This is a genomic window from Streptococcus sp. HMSC078D09 (assembly GCF_001813675.1).
Lineage (GTDB): Bacteria > Bacillota > Bacilli > Lactobacillales > Streptococcaceae > Streptococcus.
In genome coordinates, this window is the sequence record NZ_KV813650.1 from 19,575 (window position 1) to 34,778 (window position 15,204).

Consider the following 15,204-nt stretch of genomic DNA (forward strand, 5'->3'; position numbering starts at 1 on the left):
ATGACCGATTTCTGTCCCACTCTCTTTTTTCGGGCCTCTTCTTGGGAAAAATGAAAGGGATTTCTTTTTTCCACTGAAATTCAGAAAAATCGTCTAGAAATCAAAAAAGCGCTTTTCAAGCACCTATTTTTTTTGTATAATAGAGTCAGATAGTTATATATAAAAAAAGAAGTGAACCACATGATTACATTATTTTTATCGCCGAGTTGTACATCATGTCGAAAAGCTCGGGCTTGGTTAAAAAAGCACGATGTTCCATTTAAAGAACACAATATTATGACAAGTCCTTTGAGCAAACAGGAGTTGACAAGTATATTGGCCTTGACCGAAAACGGAACAGACGACATTATTTCAACTCGTTCAAAAATTTTTCAAAAATTAGATGTTGATGTTGAAGATTTATCCATCTCAGCCTTGATCCGTCTGATTGAGGAAAATCCAAGTCTCTTGCGGAGACCGATTATTTTAGATAACAAACGCATGCAGATTGGCTTTAACGAAGATGAAATTCGGGCCTTCTTGCCACGGAGTTATCGCAAACAAGAGTTACGCTCTGCCACTCTAAGAGCAGAAATAAACTAAGAAGTATGTCGAATGCAAAAAAATTATAGTTACCCACTGGACTTATCGTGGAGCACTGAAGAGCTTGCTTCAGTGCTTTCTTTTTTCAATAAAGTTGAAGAAGCCTATGAAAGTAAGGTAGAGGCCAAAGAATACATGGAAGCCTACCGCGCTTTTAAGAAGGTCGTGCCTAGTATCGGAGAAGAAAAGCGTCTTGGACGGGAGTTCGAAGAAGTGAGCGGTTATTCTCTCTATCGTGCGACCCAGGCTGCAAAGCAAAAAGAGGAAGGATGGTTTTCTCTTGAAGAATAAATTAGAGTTTGCCAAACAAATCGTTTTAGAGGCTGGAAACTACTTGCGTCTTCATCTCCATGATGACTTGATGATCTCAAAAAAGACTGGGCCGACAGATTTAGTCACCCAGATGGACCAACAGGTTCAAAAGGATTTGGTTGAAAAAATCACACATCGCTACCCAGAAGATCGGATTTTTGCGGAGGAAAATGGCCTTCGTTCACCGATTTCAGAAGGATCCGTTTGGGTGATTGATCCTATTGATGGGACCAATAATTTTGTGACCCAAAAGGAAGATTTTGCGGTGATGGTGGCCTATTTTGAAGACGGAATTGGTCAGTTTGGCCTGATCTACGATGTGATGCGGGATCACCTTTTTTACGGGGGTGGAGAATTCCCTGTGTATCGCAATGAGGTTGAACTGACGCCCTTTGTGGACCAACCTCTGGAAAACTTTTTGATTGCTTCAAATGTCGGTATGCTTGAGAAAAATGACTGGGGCATGTCCGATCTTGGTATGGATTCCCTGGGCATTCGGGTCTACGGAAGTGCCGGTATTAGTTTTTCAAAAATTCTCTCAGGTGGGATTCTAGCTTATTTTAGCTATATCTGGCCCTGGGATTATGCTGCAGCTGCGATCATGGGGGAACAGTTGGGCTATACCGTTCTAAATCTAAATGGAGATAAACCTAATTACCAGTCAGTGGAACCCATTATGATGGTTCCAAAAGTGAAGTTAACAGAAATTCAAACCTATCTTAAGAAAGGGAGAAGTTAAATGAATTTTCCCAATGGTTTTAAAGAAAAATACCAGCATCTTCTAGGTGAGGATGCTGCTGCTTTTTTTGCGACCTTTGAACAAGAAGCAGTATCGGCCTTTCGGATTAATCCTTTGAAAGAAACTCAAAAAGCATTTGATGATCCGATTCCCAATACCCCTTGGGGACATTATGGAAAGATCTCAGGAAAATCCATCGAGCACGCAACGGGCTTGGTCTATTCGCAAGAGCCAGCAGCTCAGATAGTGGCCCAAGTCGCCCAGCCTAAGCCAGGAATGAAGGTCTTAGACTTGGCCGCAGCTCCTGGTGGAAAGACCACCCAGCTCTTGTCTTATTTGGACAATCAGGGACTCTTGGTCTCCAATGAAATCCACAAGGGTCGTTCGAAAATTCTTGTAGAGAATGTAGAACGCTTTGGTGCGCGAAATGTGCTGGTGACCAATGAGTCTGCCGATCGTCTGGCCAAAGTTTTCTCAGGCTTTTTTGATCTGATTGTACTAGACGCCCCGTGTTCAGGTGAGGGGATGTTCCGTAAGCAACCAGATGCCATGGACTATTGGTCCATCGATTATCCTCGAGAGTGTAGTCTTCTTCAAAGAGAAATTCTAGAGGATGCTCTCAAGATGTTGGTTCCAGGTGGTTCCTTGGTTTATTCAACCTGTACCTGGGCTCCTGAGGAAAATGAAGAGATCGTATCCTGGCTCTTAGATAATTTTGATCTAGAATTGGAAACGATCGAGAAGATCAATGGTATGGCAGAAGGCATTGACCATCCAGAAACGGCGCGCATGTATCCTCATCTCTTTAAAGGGGAGGGACAATTTGTTGCTAAGTTCCGTTATCTAGGAGAGAATCGTCCTGCCAAAATCCCTTCCAAAAAGGACCAATTATCTGCGGAGCAAAAGAAATGGTGGCAGGAGTTTTCTAAGAAACACTTGAAGATCACTCTAGAAGGTGTCCTCGAAACCTTTGGTGACGAACTCTACTTGGTTCCGCTTGATTTACCAGATTTGCGAAAAGTAAAAATCGCCCGAAATGGTTTGCACCTAGGGACCTTCAAGAAAAATCGATTTGAACCTAGTTTTGCCTTGGGCCTTGCTCTGAAACCGAGTGAGGTTAAAGAGACCGTTTCGATCACGCCTGAAGACTTTGTTCATTATGTGGCGGGAGAGACAGTTCAATTGAGGGAAACGCATCCAAATGGATGGTACCAGGTCCTGGTCGAAGGCAATGGTTTGGGCTTTGCCAAAGTGACCGGACAGACCCTGAAAAATTTCTATCCAAAGGGGCTTCGTTTTAGGTAAAATGCTGGGCAAAGAACCCGTTCTATGATATAGTGGAAGTACAGGTTTTTTTGAAAAAAACTTGTCAAAATCATAAGTGAAATAGTGAAATATCAAGGAGACATGATTTGAAAAAGTCTAAAAAGCTGATCCTAGGACTAGCGACGATCGCATTAGCAGGAAGTTTATCTGCTTGTGCTTCTTGGATCAATCGCGGAGAATCCATCACTGCTGTCGGATCGACTGCCTTACAACCCTTGGTTGAAGGAGTAGTAGATCGCTACATTGAAGAACATCCTGGTAAGATTGTAAATGTACAAGGAGGAGGTTCTGGTACAGGACTTTCACAAGTTCAATCTGGCGCTGTAGATATCGGAAATAGTGACCTCTTTGCGGAGGAAAAATCTGGGATTGATGCCTCTAGTCTGGTCGACCATCAGGTAGCCGTAGCAGGGACAGCCATCATTGCCAATAAAAATATCTCAATCGACAATTTGACAACAGAGCAATTGCGAAAGATCTTTACAGGTGAATATACCAACTGGAAGCAATTGGGAGGTCCAGATCTTGAAATCACGATTGTGAACCGGGCAGTTGGTTCTGGTAGCCGTGCTGTCTTTGATGCCATTATCATGGATGGCAAACAACCCAAGCAGGCCCAAGAGCAAGACTCTAATGGAATGGTGAAAAACATCGTTTCTCAAACGCCAGGAGCCATCTCTTATCTGGCCTTTACCTACTTGGATAGCAGTGTCAAAACCATGAAGCTTAACGGTTATGAACCAACCAAAGCCAATGTTGTCAACAATAACTGGCCAATCTGGTCCTATGAACACATGTATACCAAAGGAAAACCCAATGAGTTGTCTAAAAAATTTATTGACTACATGATGACCGATGAGATCCAGCAAAAGGTTGTTGGTAAGATGGGCTATATCCCAATCAATGATATGAAAGTCACCCGTGATTTAAAAGGGAATGTGACAAAAAAATAAAAGAATTAGGTAAAAAATGAACGAAGTAGCAAAAAAAATGCTGACGAAATCAAAAAACTCCCGCCTAGAAAAATTTGGGAAAACCATTACTTTTCTATGTATGAGTTTGATTGTTGTCGTCGTCGCCATGATTTTGATTTTCGTGGCCCAAAAAGGTTTATCGACTTTCTTTGTCAATAAAGTCAATATCTTTAGTTTTCTATTTGGGAGCTCTTGGAATCCTGCTGCAAAGGAATTCGGAGCCCTACCAATGATTCTAGGTTCCTTTATTGTAACCTTGCTTTCTGCCCTCTTGGCAACGCCGTTTGCCATTGGTGCAGCAGTTTTCATGACAGAAGTCTCTCCTAAAGGAGCTCGTTTCTTGCAACCAGCCATTGAGCTCTTAGTGGGGATTCCTTCAGTTGTTTACGGATTCATTGGCCTTCAAGTGGTCGTTCCATTTACGCGTAGTCTCTTTGGAGGGACTGGTTTCGGGATCCTCTCAGGGGTCTTTGTCCTCTTTGTTATGATCCTGCCAACTGTTACCTTTATGACGACCGATAGTCTCCGAGCTGTGCCCCGTCATTACCGGGAAGCTAGTATGGCCATGGGTGCGACACGCTGGCAAACCATTTGGCATGTCACGCTCAAGGCAGCCCGCTCAGGAATCTTTACAGCGGTTGTCTTTGGTATGGCGCGTGCCTTCGGGGAAGCCTTGGCTATCCAGATGGTGGTCGGAAACTCGGCAGTGGTACCAACCTCACTCACAACACCAGCTTCCACCCTCACCTCTATTTTGACCATGGGAATCGGAAATACCGTCATGGGTACGGTCAATAACAATGTTCTTTGGTCACTCGCCTTGGTATTGCTCCTCATGAGTCTTGCCTTTAACAGTGTGATTAAACTGATTACGAAAGAAAGAGGTAAGAAGAACTATGCACGCTAAACGAATGGATAAAATTGCGACAGGAGTGCTGTATGCTATTTCAGGGATCATCGTTGCGATTCTTGCCTCATTGATCCTTTATATCTTGGTCCGTGGCTTGCCCCATGTATCTTGGCACTTCTTGACTGGGAAATCTTCTTCTTACCAAGCAGGAGGAGGGATCGGAATTCAATTGTATAATTCCTTCTTCCTCTTGGTCATTACCTTGGTGATTTCCTTCCCACTTTCTCTTGGAGCTGGGATTTACCTCTCTGAGTATGCTAAAAAAGGTCCCTTGACCAATTTGGTTCGTACCTGTATTGAGATCTTGTCTTCTTTGCCATCTGTCGTTGTAGGTCTCTTTGGTTACTTGGTTTTCGTTGTCCAGTTCAAATACGGATTTTCGATCATTTCAGGGGCCTTGGCCTTGACCGTCTTTAACCTGCCACAGATGACCCGCAATATCGAAGATAGCTTGCAGCACGTTCACCATACGCAGCGCGAAGCAGGTCTAGCACTGGGCTTGTCTCGCTGGGAAACTGTGATTCATGTCGTGGTACCAGAAGCTCTTCCAAGTATTATCACCGGGGTCGTCTTGGCCTCTGGACGGATCTTTGGGGAAGCCGCTGCCTTGATCTATACTGCAGGTCAATCGGCTCCAGCCCTTGATTGGTCAAACTGGAATATCTTTAGTGTAACCAGTCCAATTTCGATTTTCCGTCAGGCTGAAACCTTGGCCGTCCATATCTGGAAGGTCAACAGTGAAGGAACTATTCCAGACTCGATCGAAGTCTCAGCCGGTTCTGCCGCAGTTCTTTTGATCTTTATCTTGATCTTTAACTTTGGAGCACGCAAACTCGGAAGTTACCTCCATAAAAAACTAACATCTGCTTAAAGGAGAAGAAATGTCAAAATACAATTGGGATGAGAGACACATCATTACTTTTCCTGAAGAAAAGGTGGTCCTATCGACCAAAGATTTGCATGTCTATTATGGAACAAACGAGTCCATTAAAGGCGTTGACATGCAGTTTGAAAAGAATAAGATTACAGCCTTGATTGGTCCTTCAGGATCTGGGAAATCAACCTACCTCCGTAGTTTGAACCGGATGAATGATACCATCGATATTGCGCGTGTAACGGGTGAAATTTGGTATGAAGGAATCGATGTCAATCGTCCAGATATCAATGTTTATGAAATGCGCAAGCACATTGGGATGGTTTTCCAACGGCCCAATCCTTTTGCCAAATCGATTTATAAAAACATCACCTTCCCGCATGAACGCGCTGGAGTCAAAGACAAGAAGATCTTAGACGAATTGGTCGAAACTTCTTTGAAACAGGCAGCCCTATGGGATCAGGTCAAGGATGACCTTCATAAATCAGCCTTGACACTTTCAGGTGGCCAACAGCAACGGCTCTGTATCGCGCGGGCTATCTCTGTGAAACCAGATATCTTACTCATGGATGAGCCTGCTTCAGCGCTTGATCCGATCGCGACAGCGCAATTAGAAGAAACCATGCTTGAGTTGAAGAAGGATTATACCATTGTCATCGTGACCCACAGCATGCAACAAGCAGCCCGTGCTAGCGATTATACCGGTTTCTTCTATCTTGGAAACCTCATCGAGTACGATAAGACTTCGAATATTTTCCAAAATGCGAAATTGCAATCGACCAACGATTATGTATCTGGTCACTTTGGATAAAGTAAAATGACAACAAAAAGGAAAATAGAATGACAGAACCAATTTTGCAAGTCAAGGACTTGTCGGTTTATTACAATAAAAAGAAGGCTCTAAATAGCGTCTCCTTGGACTTTGCTCCAAAGGAGATTACAGCCTTGATTGGTCCTTCAGGATCAGGGAAATCTACCCTTTTAAAAGCCATTAACCGCATGGGCGACCTCAACCATGAGGTCACCACTACAGGAACTATCCTCTACAATGGACATAATATCTACGGACCACGGACCGATACGGTCGAATTGCGTAAGGAAATCGGAATGGTCTTCCAACAGCCCAATCCTTTCCCTATGTCCATTTATGATAATGTGACCTATGGATTGATGATTAATGGTGTCAAGGACAAGGCTGTCTTGGATGAAGCAGTTGAAACCTCTTTGAAACGCGCGTCCATCTGGGATGAAGTCAAGGATCGCCTGTATGATTCAGCTATTGGGCTTTCCGGTGGTCAGCAGCAGCGGGTCTGTGTGGCGCGGGTCCTTGCGACCAGTCCAAAGATTATTCTTTTGGATGAACCAACTTCAGCGCTGGACCCAATTTCAGCTGGGAAAATTGAAGAAACCTTGTATGGACTAAAAGACCGCTACACCATGCTCTTGGTGACACGGTCCATGCAACAAGCAAGTCGGATTTCCGATAAAACTGCCTTTTTCTTGGATGGGGATTTGATCGAGTACAATGATACCAATGAAATGTTCTTGAACCCAGCTAAGAAAGAAACAGAAGACTATGTCTCTGGTAAATTTGGATAGGAAGAAAATAAAATGTTACGAGTTCAATTTGAAGAAGATTTAGAGAAGTTGCATAACCAGTTTTATGCAATGGGAAATGAAGTGTTGAGTCAGATCAACCGTACGGTTCGTGCTTTCGTGACCCATGACCGTGAATTGGCCCGTCAGGTCATCGAAGATGATGCGGAGATCAACGAATACGAAGTGAAGCTAGAGCGTAAGTCTTTTGAGATTATCGCCCTTCAACAGCCGGTTTCACAAGACCTTCGTGTCGTGATGACCGTCTTAAAAGCAGTTTCTGACTTGGAGCGGATGGGGGACCACGCAGTATCGATTGCCAAGGCAACGATTCGCATGAAAGGGGAAGTCCGTATCCAATCTGTTGAGGAAGAAATCAGCAAGATGGGCCGTGAAGTCAAAGATTTTGTCGAAGCGACACTAGATGTTTACCTCAAAGGTGATGTGGATTTGGCCTATGAAGTTGCTTCACGAGATGAAGTCATCAACCATTATTTTGATAGTATCCAAGAATTAGCAACAGAAGAAATTCGGAAAAATCCAGAGTCCATCGTGACGGGACGTGATTATTTCCAAGTGATCAACTTCTTGGAACGCATCGGAGATTATGCAAAAAATATCTGTGAATGGGTAGTTTACTTTGAAACAGGTAAAATTATCGAAATGTAAGATCATGGAGTCTTTTCGATCTCAGACAGGCATTGTCATGCTTGTCTTTTCTTTTATCCCAACTTTGTGATAAAATAGTTTTATTAGGGCTTTTGATTGGAAAAGCGTAAAACATTTAAAGGAGGAAATTATGCAAGCAGTTGCACATTTTGTAGAAACATTCGTTCCAGAACATTACGAAGTGTTTTTGGATTTAAGTCGTAAAACTAAGACCTTTAGCGGTCGTGTGGTAATCACAGGTCAAGCCAAGGCGGACAAGATCTCGCTTCACCAAAAGGATTTTACCATCGAAACAGTAGAGGTAGCCGGTCAAGCTCGTCCATTTACGGTTGATGATGCCAATGAAGCAGTTTATGTTGAATTGGAAGGCACAGGTCAAGTGACAGTTACCCTGACCTATTCTGGTAAGATCACAGACAATATGACTGGGATTTACCCATCTTACTACAGTATTGATGGTGTGAAGAAGGAAGTCCTTTCAACTCAGTTTGAGAGCCATTTTGCGCGTGAAGCCTTTCCAAGTGTGGACGAGCCTGAAGCTAAAGCAACGTTCGATCTTTCTTTGAAATTTGACCAAGAAGAAGGTGAAATTGCCCTTTCAAATATGCCTGAAATCGATGTGGAAAACCGCAAAGAAACAGGAATTTGGAAATTTGCTACGACTCCACGGATGTCTTCTTACCTCCTTGCCTTTGCTGCTGGAGATCTTCAAGGAGTGACAGCTAAGACCAAGAATGGAACCCTAGTCGGTGTCTACTCTACCAAAGCTCACCCATTAGAAAACTTGGACTTCTCATTGGATATTGCCGTTCGTGCTATTGAATTTTATGAAGACTACTATGGCGTGAGGTATCCAATCCCTCAATCCCTTCATATCGCCCTTCCAGACTTCTCTTCAGGAGCGATGGAAAACTGGGGCTTGGTAACCTACCGTGAAGTCTACCTTCTAGTAGATGAAAACTCTACGGCCCAAAGCCGTCAAACAGTAGCCTTGGTGGTGGCTCACGAATTGGCTCACCAATGGTTCGGAAACCTCGTGACCATGAAATGGTGGGATGATCTCTGGTTGAATGAAAGCTTTGCCAATATGATGGAATATGTCAGCTTGGATGCCATTGAACCAAGCTGGAATATCTTTGAAGACTTCCAAACAACTGGAGTGCCTGCTGCCTTGAAACGCGATGCTACAGATGGCGTTCAATCCGTCCATGTGGAAGTCAAACACCCTGATGAGATCAACACCCTCTTTGACCCAGCAATCGTTTACGCCAAGGGTAGCCGTCTCATGCACATGCTCCGCCGTTGGTTAGGGGATGATGCTTTCCGTAAAGGGTTGAAGATCTACTTTGAAAAACACCAATACGGCAATACTATCGGTCGTGACCTTTGGGATGCTCTTGGGCAAGCTTCAGGTCGTGATGTCGCAGCCTTTATGGATTCTTGGTTGGAGCAACCAGGATACCCTGTTGTTTCAGCTTCTGTGGAAAACGATACCTTGATCATCCGTCAAGAGCAGTTCTTCATCGGAGAAAGAGAAGAAAAAGGACGCAAGTGGGTTGTTCCGTTAAATAGCAACTGGACGGGTATTCCAGATACCTTGGAAACAGAAGTTTTAGAAATTCCAAACTACAGTGCCTTGAAAGCAGCTAACAGCGGAGCTCTTCGCTTCAATACAGAAAATACAGCTCACTATATCAGTGACTACAGTGGGGAATTGTTGGAAGACATCCTTGCTGACCTTGCTAGCTTGGATAGCACTTCGAAATTACAAGTGGTTCAAGAACGTCGTCTTTTAGCTGAAAGTGGTCAAATTTCTTATGCAAGCCTCTTGCCAGTGATTGAACACTTAACAGAAGAAAGTTCCTACTTGGTTGTTTCAGCTGTTTCGAGCGTCTTAGCTGGAATCAGTCTCTTTGTGGATGAAGGAACTGAAACAGAAGCTGCCTTCCATGAGTTGTTGAAACGCTTGAACCGTTACAACTTTGAACGCTTGGGTCTAGAAGCTAAGCCTGGTGAAACAGAAGAAGACGAAAAAGTTCGTCAGCTAATGATTGCTAATATGATCAAGGCCAATGATGAAGCTGCAAAAGCTCAAGCGAGCGCTATCTTTGAAGCACATGCAGATGATTTGGAAAAACTTCCAGCTGCCATCCGCCTGCAAATCTTGGTCAACCAAATCAAGCACCAGGAAACCAAGGAGCTTAGCCAACAATACCTGGATACTTATGTTAAGACAGTAGATGGGAACTTTAAACGCCAGTTGGCGGCTGCACTTTCTTATACCAAGGATGAGGAAACTTTGGAAGCTCTATTGAAGGAGTGGAAGAACAAGGATGTGGTGAAACCTCAGGACTTGGCTATGAGTTGGTACTACAACTTCTTACACGATGACTTTACCCAAGGAAGAACTTGGACTTGGGCGCGTGAAAACTGGGATTGGGTCAAGAAAGCCCTCGGTGGTGATATGAGCTTTGATAAGTTTGTCATCTATCCAGCTAACTGTTTCAAGACCCGTGAACGCTTGAATGAATATAAGGCCTTCTTTGAGCCTCAATTGGATGATATGGCTATCAGCCGAAACATCAGCATGGGTATCAAGGAAATTGCAGCGCGTGTGGATTTGATCCAACGGGAAAAAGCAGCAGTAGAAGCCGCTATCCTTGCTACGAAATAAATGAAATAAATTTATAAAAGATGCTACAGAATGAATTCTGTAGCATCTTTTGTTTTTCAATGAATCATTTGTATTGGATATCGAAGGAGAAGGATCATTAGTTTATTGGACTTGGTAAGAGAATCTCCGTTCGATAGTGGCCATTTTCTTTGAAACGCTTGACAGTTCCTTGGTATTCTTGTACTAGAGCATCAACGTTTCGTAAGCCCCAACCATCTCTTTGACGTGTTTTACGAGTCTCTTGTTCTTGTTCATTAAAGGTATTGTTGATCGAAATAAATAGGTTTTGTTGAAAATAACGTATATTCAGAGCCAATGTTCGCTCTGATTTATCAGTCAATCGAAGACAGGCTGAAATACTATTATCTAAACAATTTCCTAAAATAACAGCTAGAACATCTGGCTGAATAGATAACTCTTGTGGGATAAAGCAGTTAATTTCCAATTCAATTTCATCTTCCACATCGTGAAGTTTTTGATTCAGTAAATAATTAACCGTTGGATTTTTTGAGTAAAAGGTTTGTTTTCCTGAAATACTATCGGTTAACGATTGAAGGTACTCTCTAGCCTCATCAGGATTTTCTTCTAGAAGTGCCAAGAGGGTTAAATGTTTATTTTTTAAGTCATGCCGAAGACTTTGCAATCGTTGGTATTCTTCTTGAGACTGTTGTGTTTCTCTTAATTGAAATTGAAGTTGTTCTTTATCTAATTTATTTTGATAATCAGCGTGCTGTTGTTGAGAAAGGTGTAAGGTAAAATACAGCGAGGAAAAGGACAATACAATAAGAGACAAGAGTGAAATGACAGAAAGATAATCTGGTCCAAATACTTGCCCTTGAATAGCAGATACAGTAAAGGCAAAAATAATCGATAAAATAGGCACGATAAATTGATAAAGCCAATTTCTTCTAGAAGTTGCCATGCTTAACTTTTGATGTGTTCGAAATAGCTGTCGAAGAACAAGAGTGATCGCAGTTGAAAAAAGAAAACTGATGGCAAGGTAACCACTAATCAGTTCTAAATTTTTCGATACTTTTGACAGTGGAAGAAATAGTTGGATAGCTTGATTGAGGACAGCTCCGGCTAATAATGTCAGGCTTGTTTGTAAGAATATCCAAAAGGAAGAATCACGAAAGGAGTAGCCAAAATAGAGTCCTACAAGAGAGGATTCTACAATACTCAGGAAGAGATTGCTAACTAAAAACACACGACTTTCTATAAATAGAAACACAAGAGCCACATGAAAAAGAAAGCAACAACAAAGGACTAAAAGTGTCTCTTTTGAATGTTTACTTTTGGATATTGGCCTATAAAATAAAACACTTGCCAGAAATAAGTCAAACAAGATACTAATGATCCGCAATCCTATTAGCATTAGAAATTCCTTTCACTGAGATAGTTATAGTATTTTTCTTTAAAAGAAGACTGGAACTTACGACTAATTGGAAGTGAATGCTCCTCGGTTCCATTGAGCAAAATAGTTACTGTTTTCGCATCAAAATCTTTGATATATTTGGGATTTACAATATAAGAAGCATGAATTTGAATAAAATAATCAGGTAGTTTATCTAAAATTTCTTGAGTTTTCAGTAAGGACTTATAGGTATCTGCTAGTGTGTAAATAAAAACGGAACGCTTATCTTTCTCAAAATAGGTAATGTCACTTAAAGGAATAGAGTAACTTTGTTTTCCAAATGAGAAGTTAAAGATGGTTTGTCCTAAATCTAAATAACGTAAAATTCTGTCTACTACCTTATTTAGCCTTTGAGGTTCAATTGGTTTTACTAAGTAATCAAAAGTCTGTACTTCAAATACTTGTTCCATATAATCACGATAGCTGGTCACAAAAATAATGGGGATAAAAGGATTGAACTGACGAATTTCACGTGCAAGGTCAATTCCAGAAATTTGTGGCATATCAATATCCAAAAAAACACAATGTGTATCCCTTGTTAACTGTTCTAGCATTTTTTGTGGATTTGTATATAGTTTTGTTTCTACAGGAACCTTGTCGTAAGAAAGTAAATACTGTTCTAACTGACTAGCATCTCTAGTTGAGTCATCACAAATAACGACGTTTAACATAAGTCCCCCTTATCAAATTGAGTTGGCTAATTATGACACTAAAATGGTAAATCATGACGTAAACCTTGGAAAGTCATATGTTTATTATACAATAATCTTATCAAAAATGAAGGAAGCTGGGAAAATCTTCTCAGTCTTGAGTGATGAGATGAAGACATTTGCGACACTGACTATTAGAGATTTGACAAAATCATTCGATAAGCAACATTTTGCTAATAATCATATTTCCTTAGAAATAGAAGCTGCTAAAATTACAGCTTTTTTAGGACACAATGGCGCTGGTAAGTCCACCCTCTTAAATCAAATGATTGGTTTTACCAAACCTGATCAAGGAGACGTTTGCTATGGAGATATTTCTTTTGTTCAAAATCGTAAACAAGCTCGCTCAATGATGAGCTATATGTCTCAACAGTATGCCCCACTTGAGAAATTGACGGTGGAACAAAACTTAGAAATGCTTGGAAGAATGAGAGGGTTAAACACCTTGGATTTGCAAAAAGAAATGGATCAGCTCTTAACCGAGTTGGAAATTAAGGAGTACCGGGCAAAACAAGGAAAGGACCTTTCAGGTGGTTTAAAGCGCCTGACCTCTTTTGCAATGGCTTTAATCGGATCTCCGACCATCATTCTTCTTGATGAGCCGACGAACGATGTTGATCCAATACGTCGTGAAAAACAATGGCAATTATTACAGAAGCTAGCGCATAAAGGTCATACCATTATTATTGTGACGCATAATCTCTTAGAAGTTGAAAAATATGCTGACAACTATGCCTTATTTAACCATGGGAAGTTAATCAAATCAGGACCAGTTCAGCAAATAACCTATCAAAAACAGTATCAAATCTCTTTTGAGTTTAGGAATAAAGATAGCTTAGCTCTATTTCAAGATTACACCATTATCAACGGTTCAATTTGTCGTATTGAAATAGAAGAGAAGGAGTTAACGAGACTGCTACCAAAAATCACACAGGAATTGGATAGAAAGAATATTTTAAATTTGTCACTTACTCAGAAAAACATATCCATTTCAGATCTTTATAGAGAGGAGTTGACAAACTGATATGACTCAATTTTTTTACTTACTTCGTTGGAACTATCTTCGTCAAAAAGATCTGTTTCTACTCTTTACGTTAGCTCAGGTTCTGTTATCCATTTCACTTCTTTTTGGTTATCCACTAGTGATAGGTGAGATTGATACGACAGCTGCCTACTATCTCTCTTCTGGTTCAGTTCTGATAGGTATTATTTCTATTGGCTGTACGATCTCATCACCTGTTATAGCAAATGCGAAGTCAGAAGGACATGTAGACTATGTACGAGCCCTTCCAATACCTCGACTTCTGATTTCCTTAGCAGATCTTTGGATGTGGATGATTGCTATTTTACCTGGGGTATTCCTTTCTGTTATACTGGGCTATTTTCGTTTTTCTGTCCGCCTAAATGTATCTGTTCTGGCTGTTTTCATCCTATTTCTGATCTGTCTTACGATGATCAGTCTTGGATTTGCCATTGCTTATACTTTTAATCCCAATATTGTCACGTTGATGTCTCAGTTAATTCTTATGATTGGTTTGATGTTTTCGCCAATTATGTACCCAGCAAGTCGTCTTCCAGATTGGATAAACCATCTCTACCATGTTCTTCCTTTTGTCCCTTCTGTCAACCTCCTACGAGCTAGTGTCTATGGTCATGACAGCATCTCATTGTTTGACTTCACTATTCTGATCATCTGGATTTTGCTAACACAGTTACTGATCTTGAGAGTTCTTTATAAGGAAAAATAAAGGAAGGAGGGTAGATAGAAGGTTCTTCTTCGAAACAGTAATCCATTTAAAAGTAGTTTAACTAAAGAGATTTATAAATGTATCCCTATAACAAAAATCAACATCTGTGTTCAGATGTTGATTTTTTTAATATATCCGCTAAACCCTTTGTATCTTATTTGAAATACCAGTGGTGTTTGAGGCTGGCAAAAATTGCCTTGCTGGTGATCGTAATGATGATCAATTTGATGAGGTCAGCAAGGATAAAGGGAGCAACGACCAAAGCAAATGCTTTTTGGAGATCAGTATGCGTAACCAGCATAAAGCCGATAGCTCCTGATACAAAGAGGAGAGCACTACTGAGGAGATTGGCAAAAAAGATAGTGACAAGGCTGGATTTGGCATTGGTAAATAAAGACGTGATCCATGCTCGGAATGGGAAGAAGAGGAGGAAACCAGCGGTAGGGCCAAGGAAATGCGAAGCGCCACCAGCACCGCCTGCAAATACTGGAAAGCCTAAGAAGCCTAACAGTAAATAAAGACAGACAGTGATAAAGGCATGGCTGGGTTTATAGATGGTCCCGATGATCCCGATCATGAGTGTCTGTAGGGTCAAAGGAATTGGACCAAATGGAATGGTGAATTGAGATAGGACGGAGATCATTGCCACTCCAATGGAGATGAGTACTAAGGGAAA

At 41.5% G+C, this 15,204-nt stretch carries 16 protein-coding genes; 13 read left to right on the forward strand and 3 right to left on the reverse strand.

All coding sequences use genetic code 11. The annotated features are described in order from the left end of the window. Positions 1–180 precede the first annotated feature (180 nt). The 11 genes from HMPREF2926_RS00085 (at position 181) to HMPREF2926_RS00135 (ending at position 10,656) form a co-directional block, all read left to right on the forward strand. Positions 181–582 carry a Spx/MgsR family RNA polymerase-binding regulatory protein gene (locus HMPREF2926_RS00085; protein WP_021152971.1) on the forward strand — a complete coding sequence of 134 codons (402 nt, stop codon included), beginning with the start codon at positions 181–183 and terminating at the stop codon, positions 580–582. Between the two features lie 12 nt (positions 583–594). Beyond that, the gene (locus HMPREF2926_RS00090) at positions 595–873 is read left to right on the forward strand and encodes a UPF0223 family protein (protein WP_003003480.1); all 279 of its coding nucleotides are present in this window, start codon (positions 595–597) and stop codon (positions 871–873) included. Further along, positions 863–1,633, forward strand: a complete 771-nt coding sequence (locus tag HMPREF2926_RS00095; RefSeq protein ID WP_070586059.1) for an inositol monophosphatase family protein — start codon at positions 863–865, stop codon at positions 1,631–1,633. Before HMPREF2926_RS00090 ends, HMPREF2926_RS00095 begins: the two co-directional genes overlap by 11 nt. Then, positions 1,634–2,938, forward strand: a complete 1,305-nt coding sequence (locus HMPREF2926_RS00100) for an RsmF rRNA methyltransferase first C-terminal domain-containing protein (protein ID WP_070586060.1) — start codon at positions 1,634–1,636, stop codon at positions 2,936–2,938. A 107-nt stretch (positions 2,939–3,045) separates the two neighbouring features. Then, positions 3,046–3,912, forward strand: coding sequence for a phosphate ABC transporter substrate-binding protein PstS family protein (locus HMPREF2926_RS00105; protein WP_049490904.1), 867 nt, complete (start codon positions 3,046–3,048; stop codon positions 3,910–3,912). Between the two features lie 16 nt (positions 3,913–3,928). Further along, positions 3,929–4,840 (forward strand): phosphate ABC transporter permease subunit PstC, encoded by a 912-nt coding sequence (pstC, locus tag HMPREF2926_RS00110; protein WP_014713132.1) that lies wholly within the window; start codon positions 3,929–3,931, stop codon positions 4,838–4,840. Further along, positions 4,830–5,714, forward strand: a complete 885-nt coding sequence (gene pstA, locus HMPREF2926_RS00115; RefSeq protein ID WP_070586061.1) for a phosphate ABC transporter permease PstA — start codon at positions 4,830–4,832, stop codon at positions 5,712–5,714. Before pstC ends, pstA begins: the two co-directional genes overlap by 11 nt. Before the next feature lie 10 nt (positions 5,715–5,724). Further along, entirely contained in the window at positions 5,725–6,528 is an 804-nt protein-coding gene (gene pstB / locus HMPREF2926_RS00120; protein WP_003006600.1) for a phosphate ABC transporter ATP-binding protein PstB, read from the forward strand. A gap of 29 nt (positions 6,529–6,557) precedes the next feature. Beyond that, positions 6,558–7,316, forward strand: coding sequence for a phosphate ABC transporter ATP-binding protein PstB (gene pstB, locus HMPREF2926_RS00125; protein ID WP_061591385.1), 759 nt, complete (start codon positions 6,558–6,560; stop codon positions 7,314–7,316). Between the two features lie 12 nt (positions 7,317–7,328). After that, entirely contained in the window at positions 7,329–7,982 is a 654-nt protein-coding gene (gene phoU / locus HMPREF2926_RS00130) for a phosphate signaling complex protein PhoU (protein ID WP_003006603.1), read from the forward strand. A 130-nt stretch (positions 7,983–8,112) separates the two neighbouring features. Beyond that, positions 8,113–10,656: a M1 family metallopeptidase gene (locus HMPREF2926_RS00135; protein ID WP_070586062.1), complete on the forward strand. Its 2,544-nt coding sequence runs from the start codon at positions 8,113–8,115 to the stop codon at positions 10,654–10,656. A gap of 97 nt (positions 10,657–10,753) precedes the next feature. On the opposite strand, the gene HMPREF2926_RS00140 is transcribed toward HMPREF2926_RS00135, so the two are convergent. Next, positions 10,754–12,031 carry a sensor histidine kinase gene (locus HMPREF2926_RS00140; RefSeq protein ID WP_070586063.1) on the reverse strand — a complete coding sequence of 426 codons (1,278 nt, stop codon included), beginning with the start codon at positions 12,029–12,031 and terminating at the stop codon, positions 10,754–10,756. Beyond that, entirely contained in the window at positions 12,031–12,741 is a 711-nt protein-coding gene (locus tag HMPREF2926_RS00145; protein ID WP_070586064.1) for a LytR/AlgR family response regulator transcription factor, read from the reverse strand. Before HMPREF2926_RS00145 ends, HMPREF2926_RS00140 begins: the two co-directional genes overlap by 1 nt. Before the next feature lie 106 nt (positions 12,742–12,847). On the opposite strand from HMPREF2926_RS00145, the gene HMPREF2926_RS00150 reads away from it, so the two are divergent. Continuing rightward, positions 12,848–13,804: an ABC transporter ATP-binding protein gene (locus HMPREF2926_RS00150; RefSeq protein ID WP_070586065.1), complete on the forward strand. Its 957-nt coding sequence runs from the start codon at positions 12,848–12,850 to the stop codon at positions 13,802–13,804. Between the two features lies 1 nt (position 13,805). After that, positions 13,806–14,528 (forward strand): ABC transporter permease, encoded by a 723-nt coding sequence (locus tag HMPREF2926_RS00155; RefSeq protein WP_070586066.1) that lies wholly within the window; start codon positions 13,806–13,808, stop codon positions 14,526–14,528. A gap of 154 nt (positions 14,529–14,682) precedes the next feature. On the opposite strand, the gene HMPREF2926_RS00160 is transcribed toward HMPREF2926_RS00155, so the two are convergent. After that, positions 14,683–15,204, reverse strand: a 522-nt coding sequence (locus HMPREF2926_RS00160; RefSeq protein ID WP_256262993.1) for a biotin transporter BioY, incomplete at its 5' end; no start/stop codon positions are given.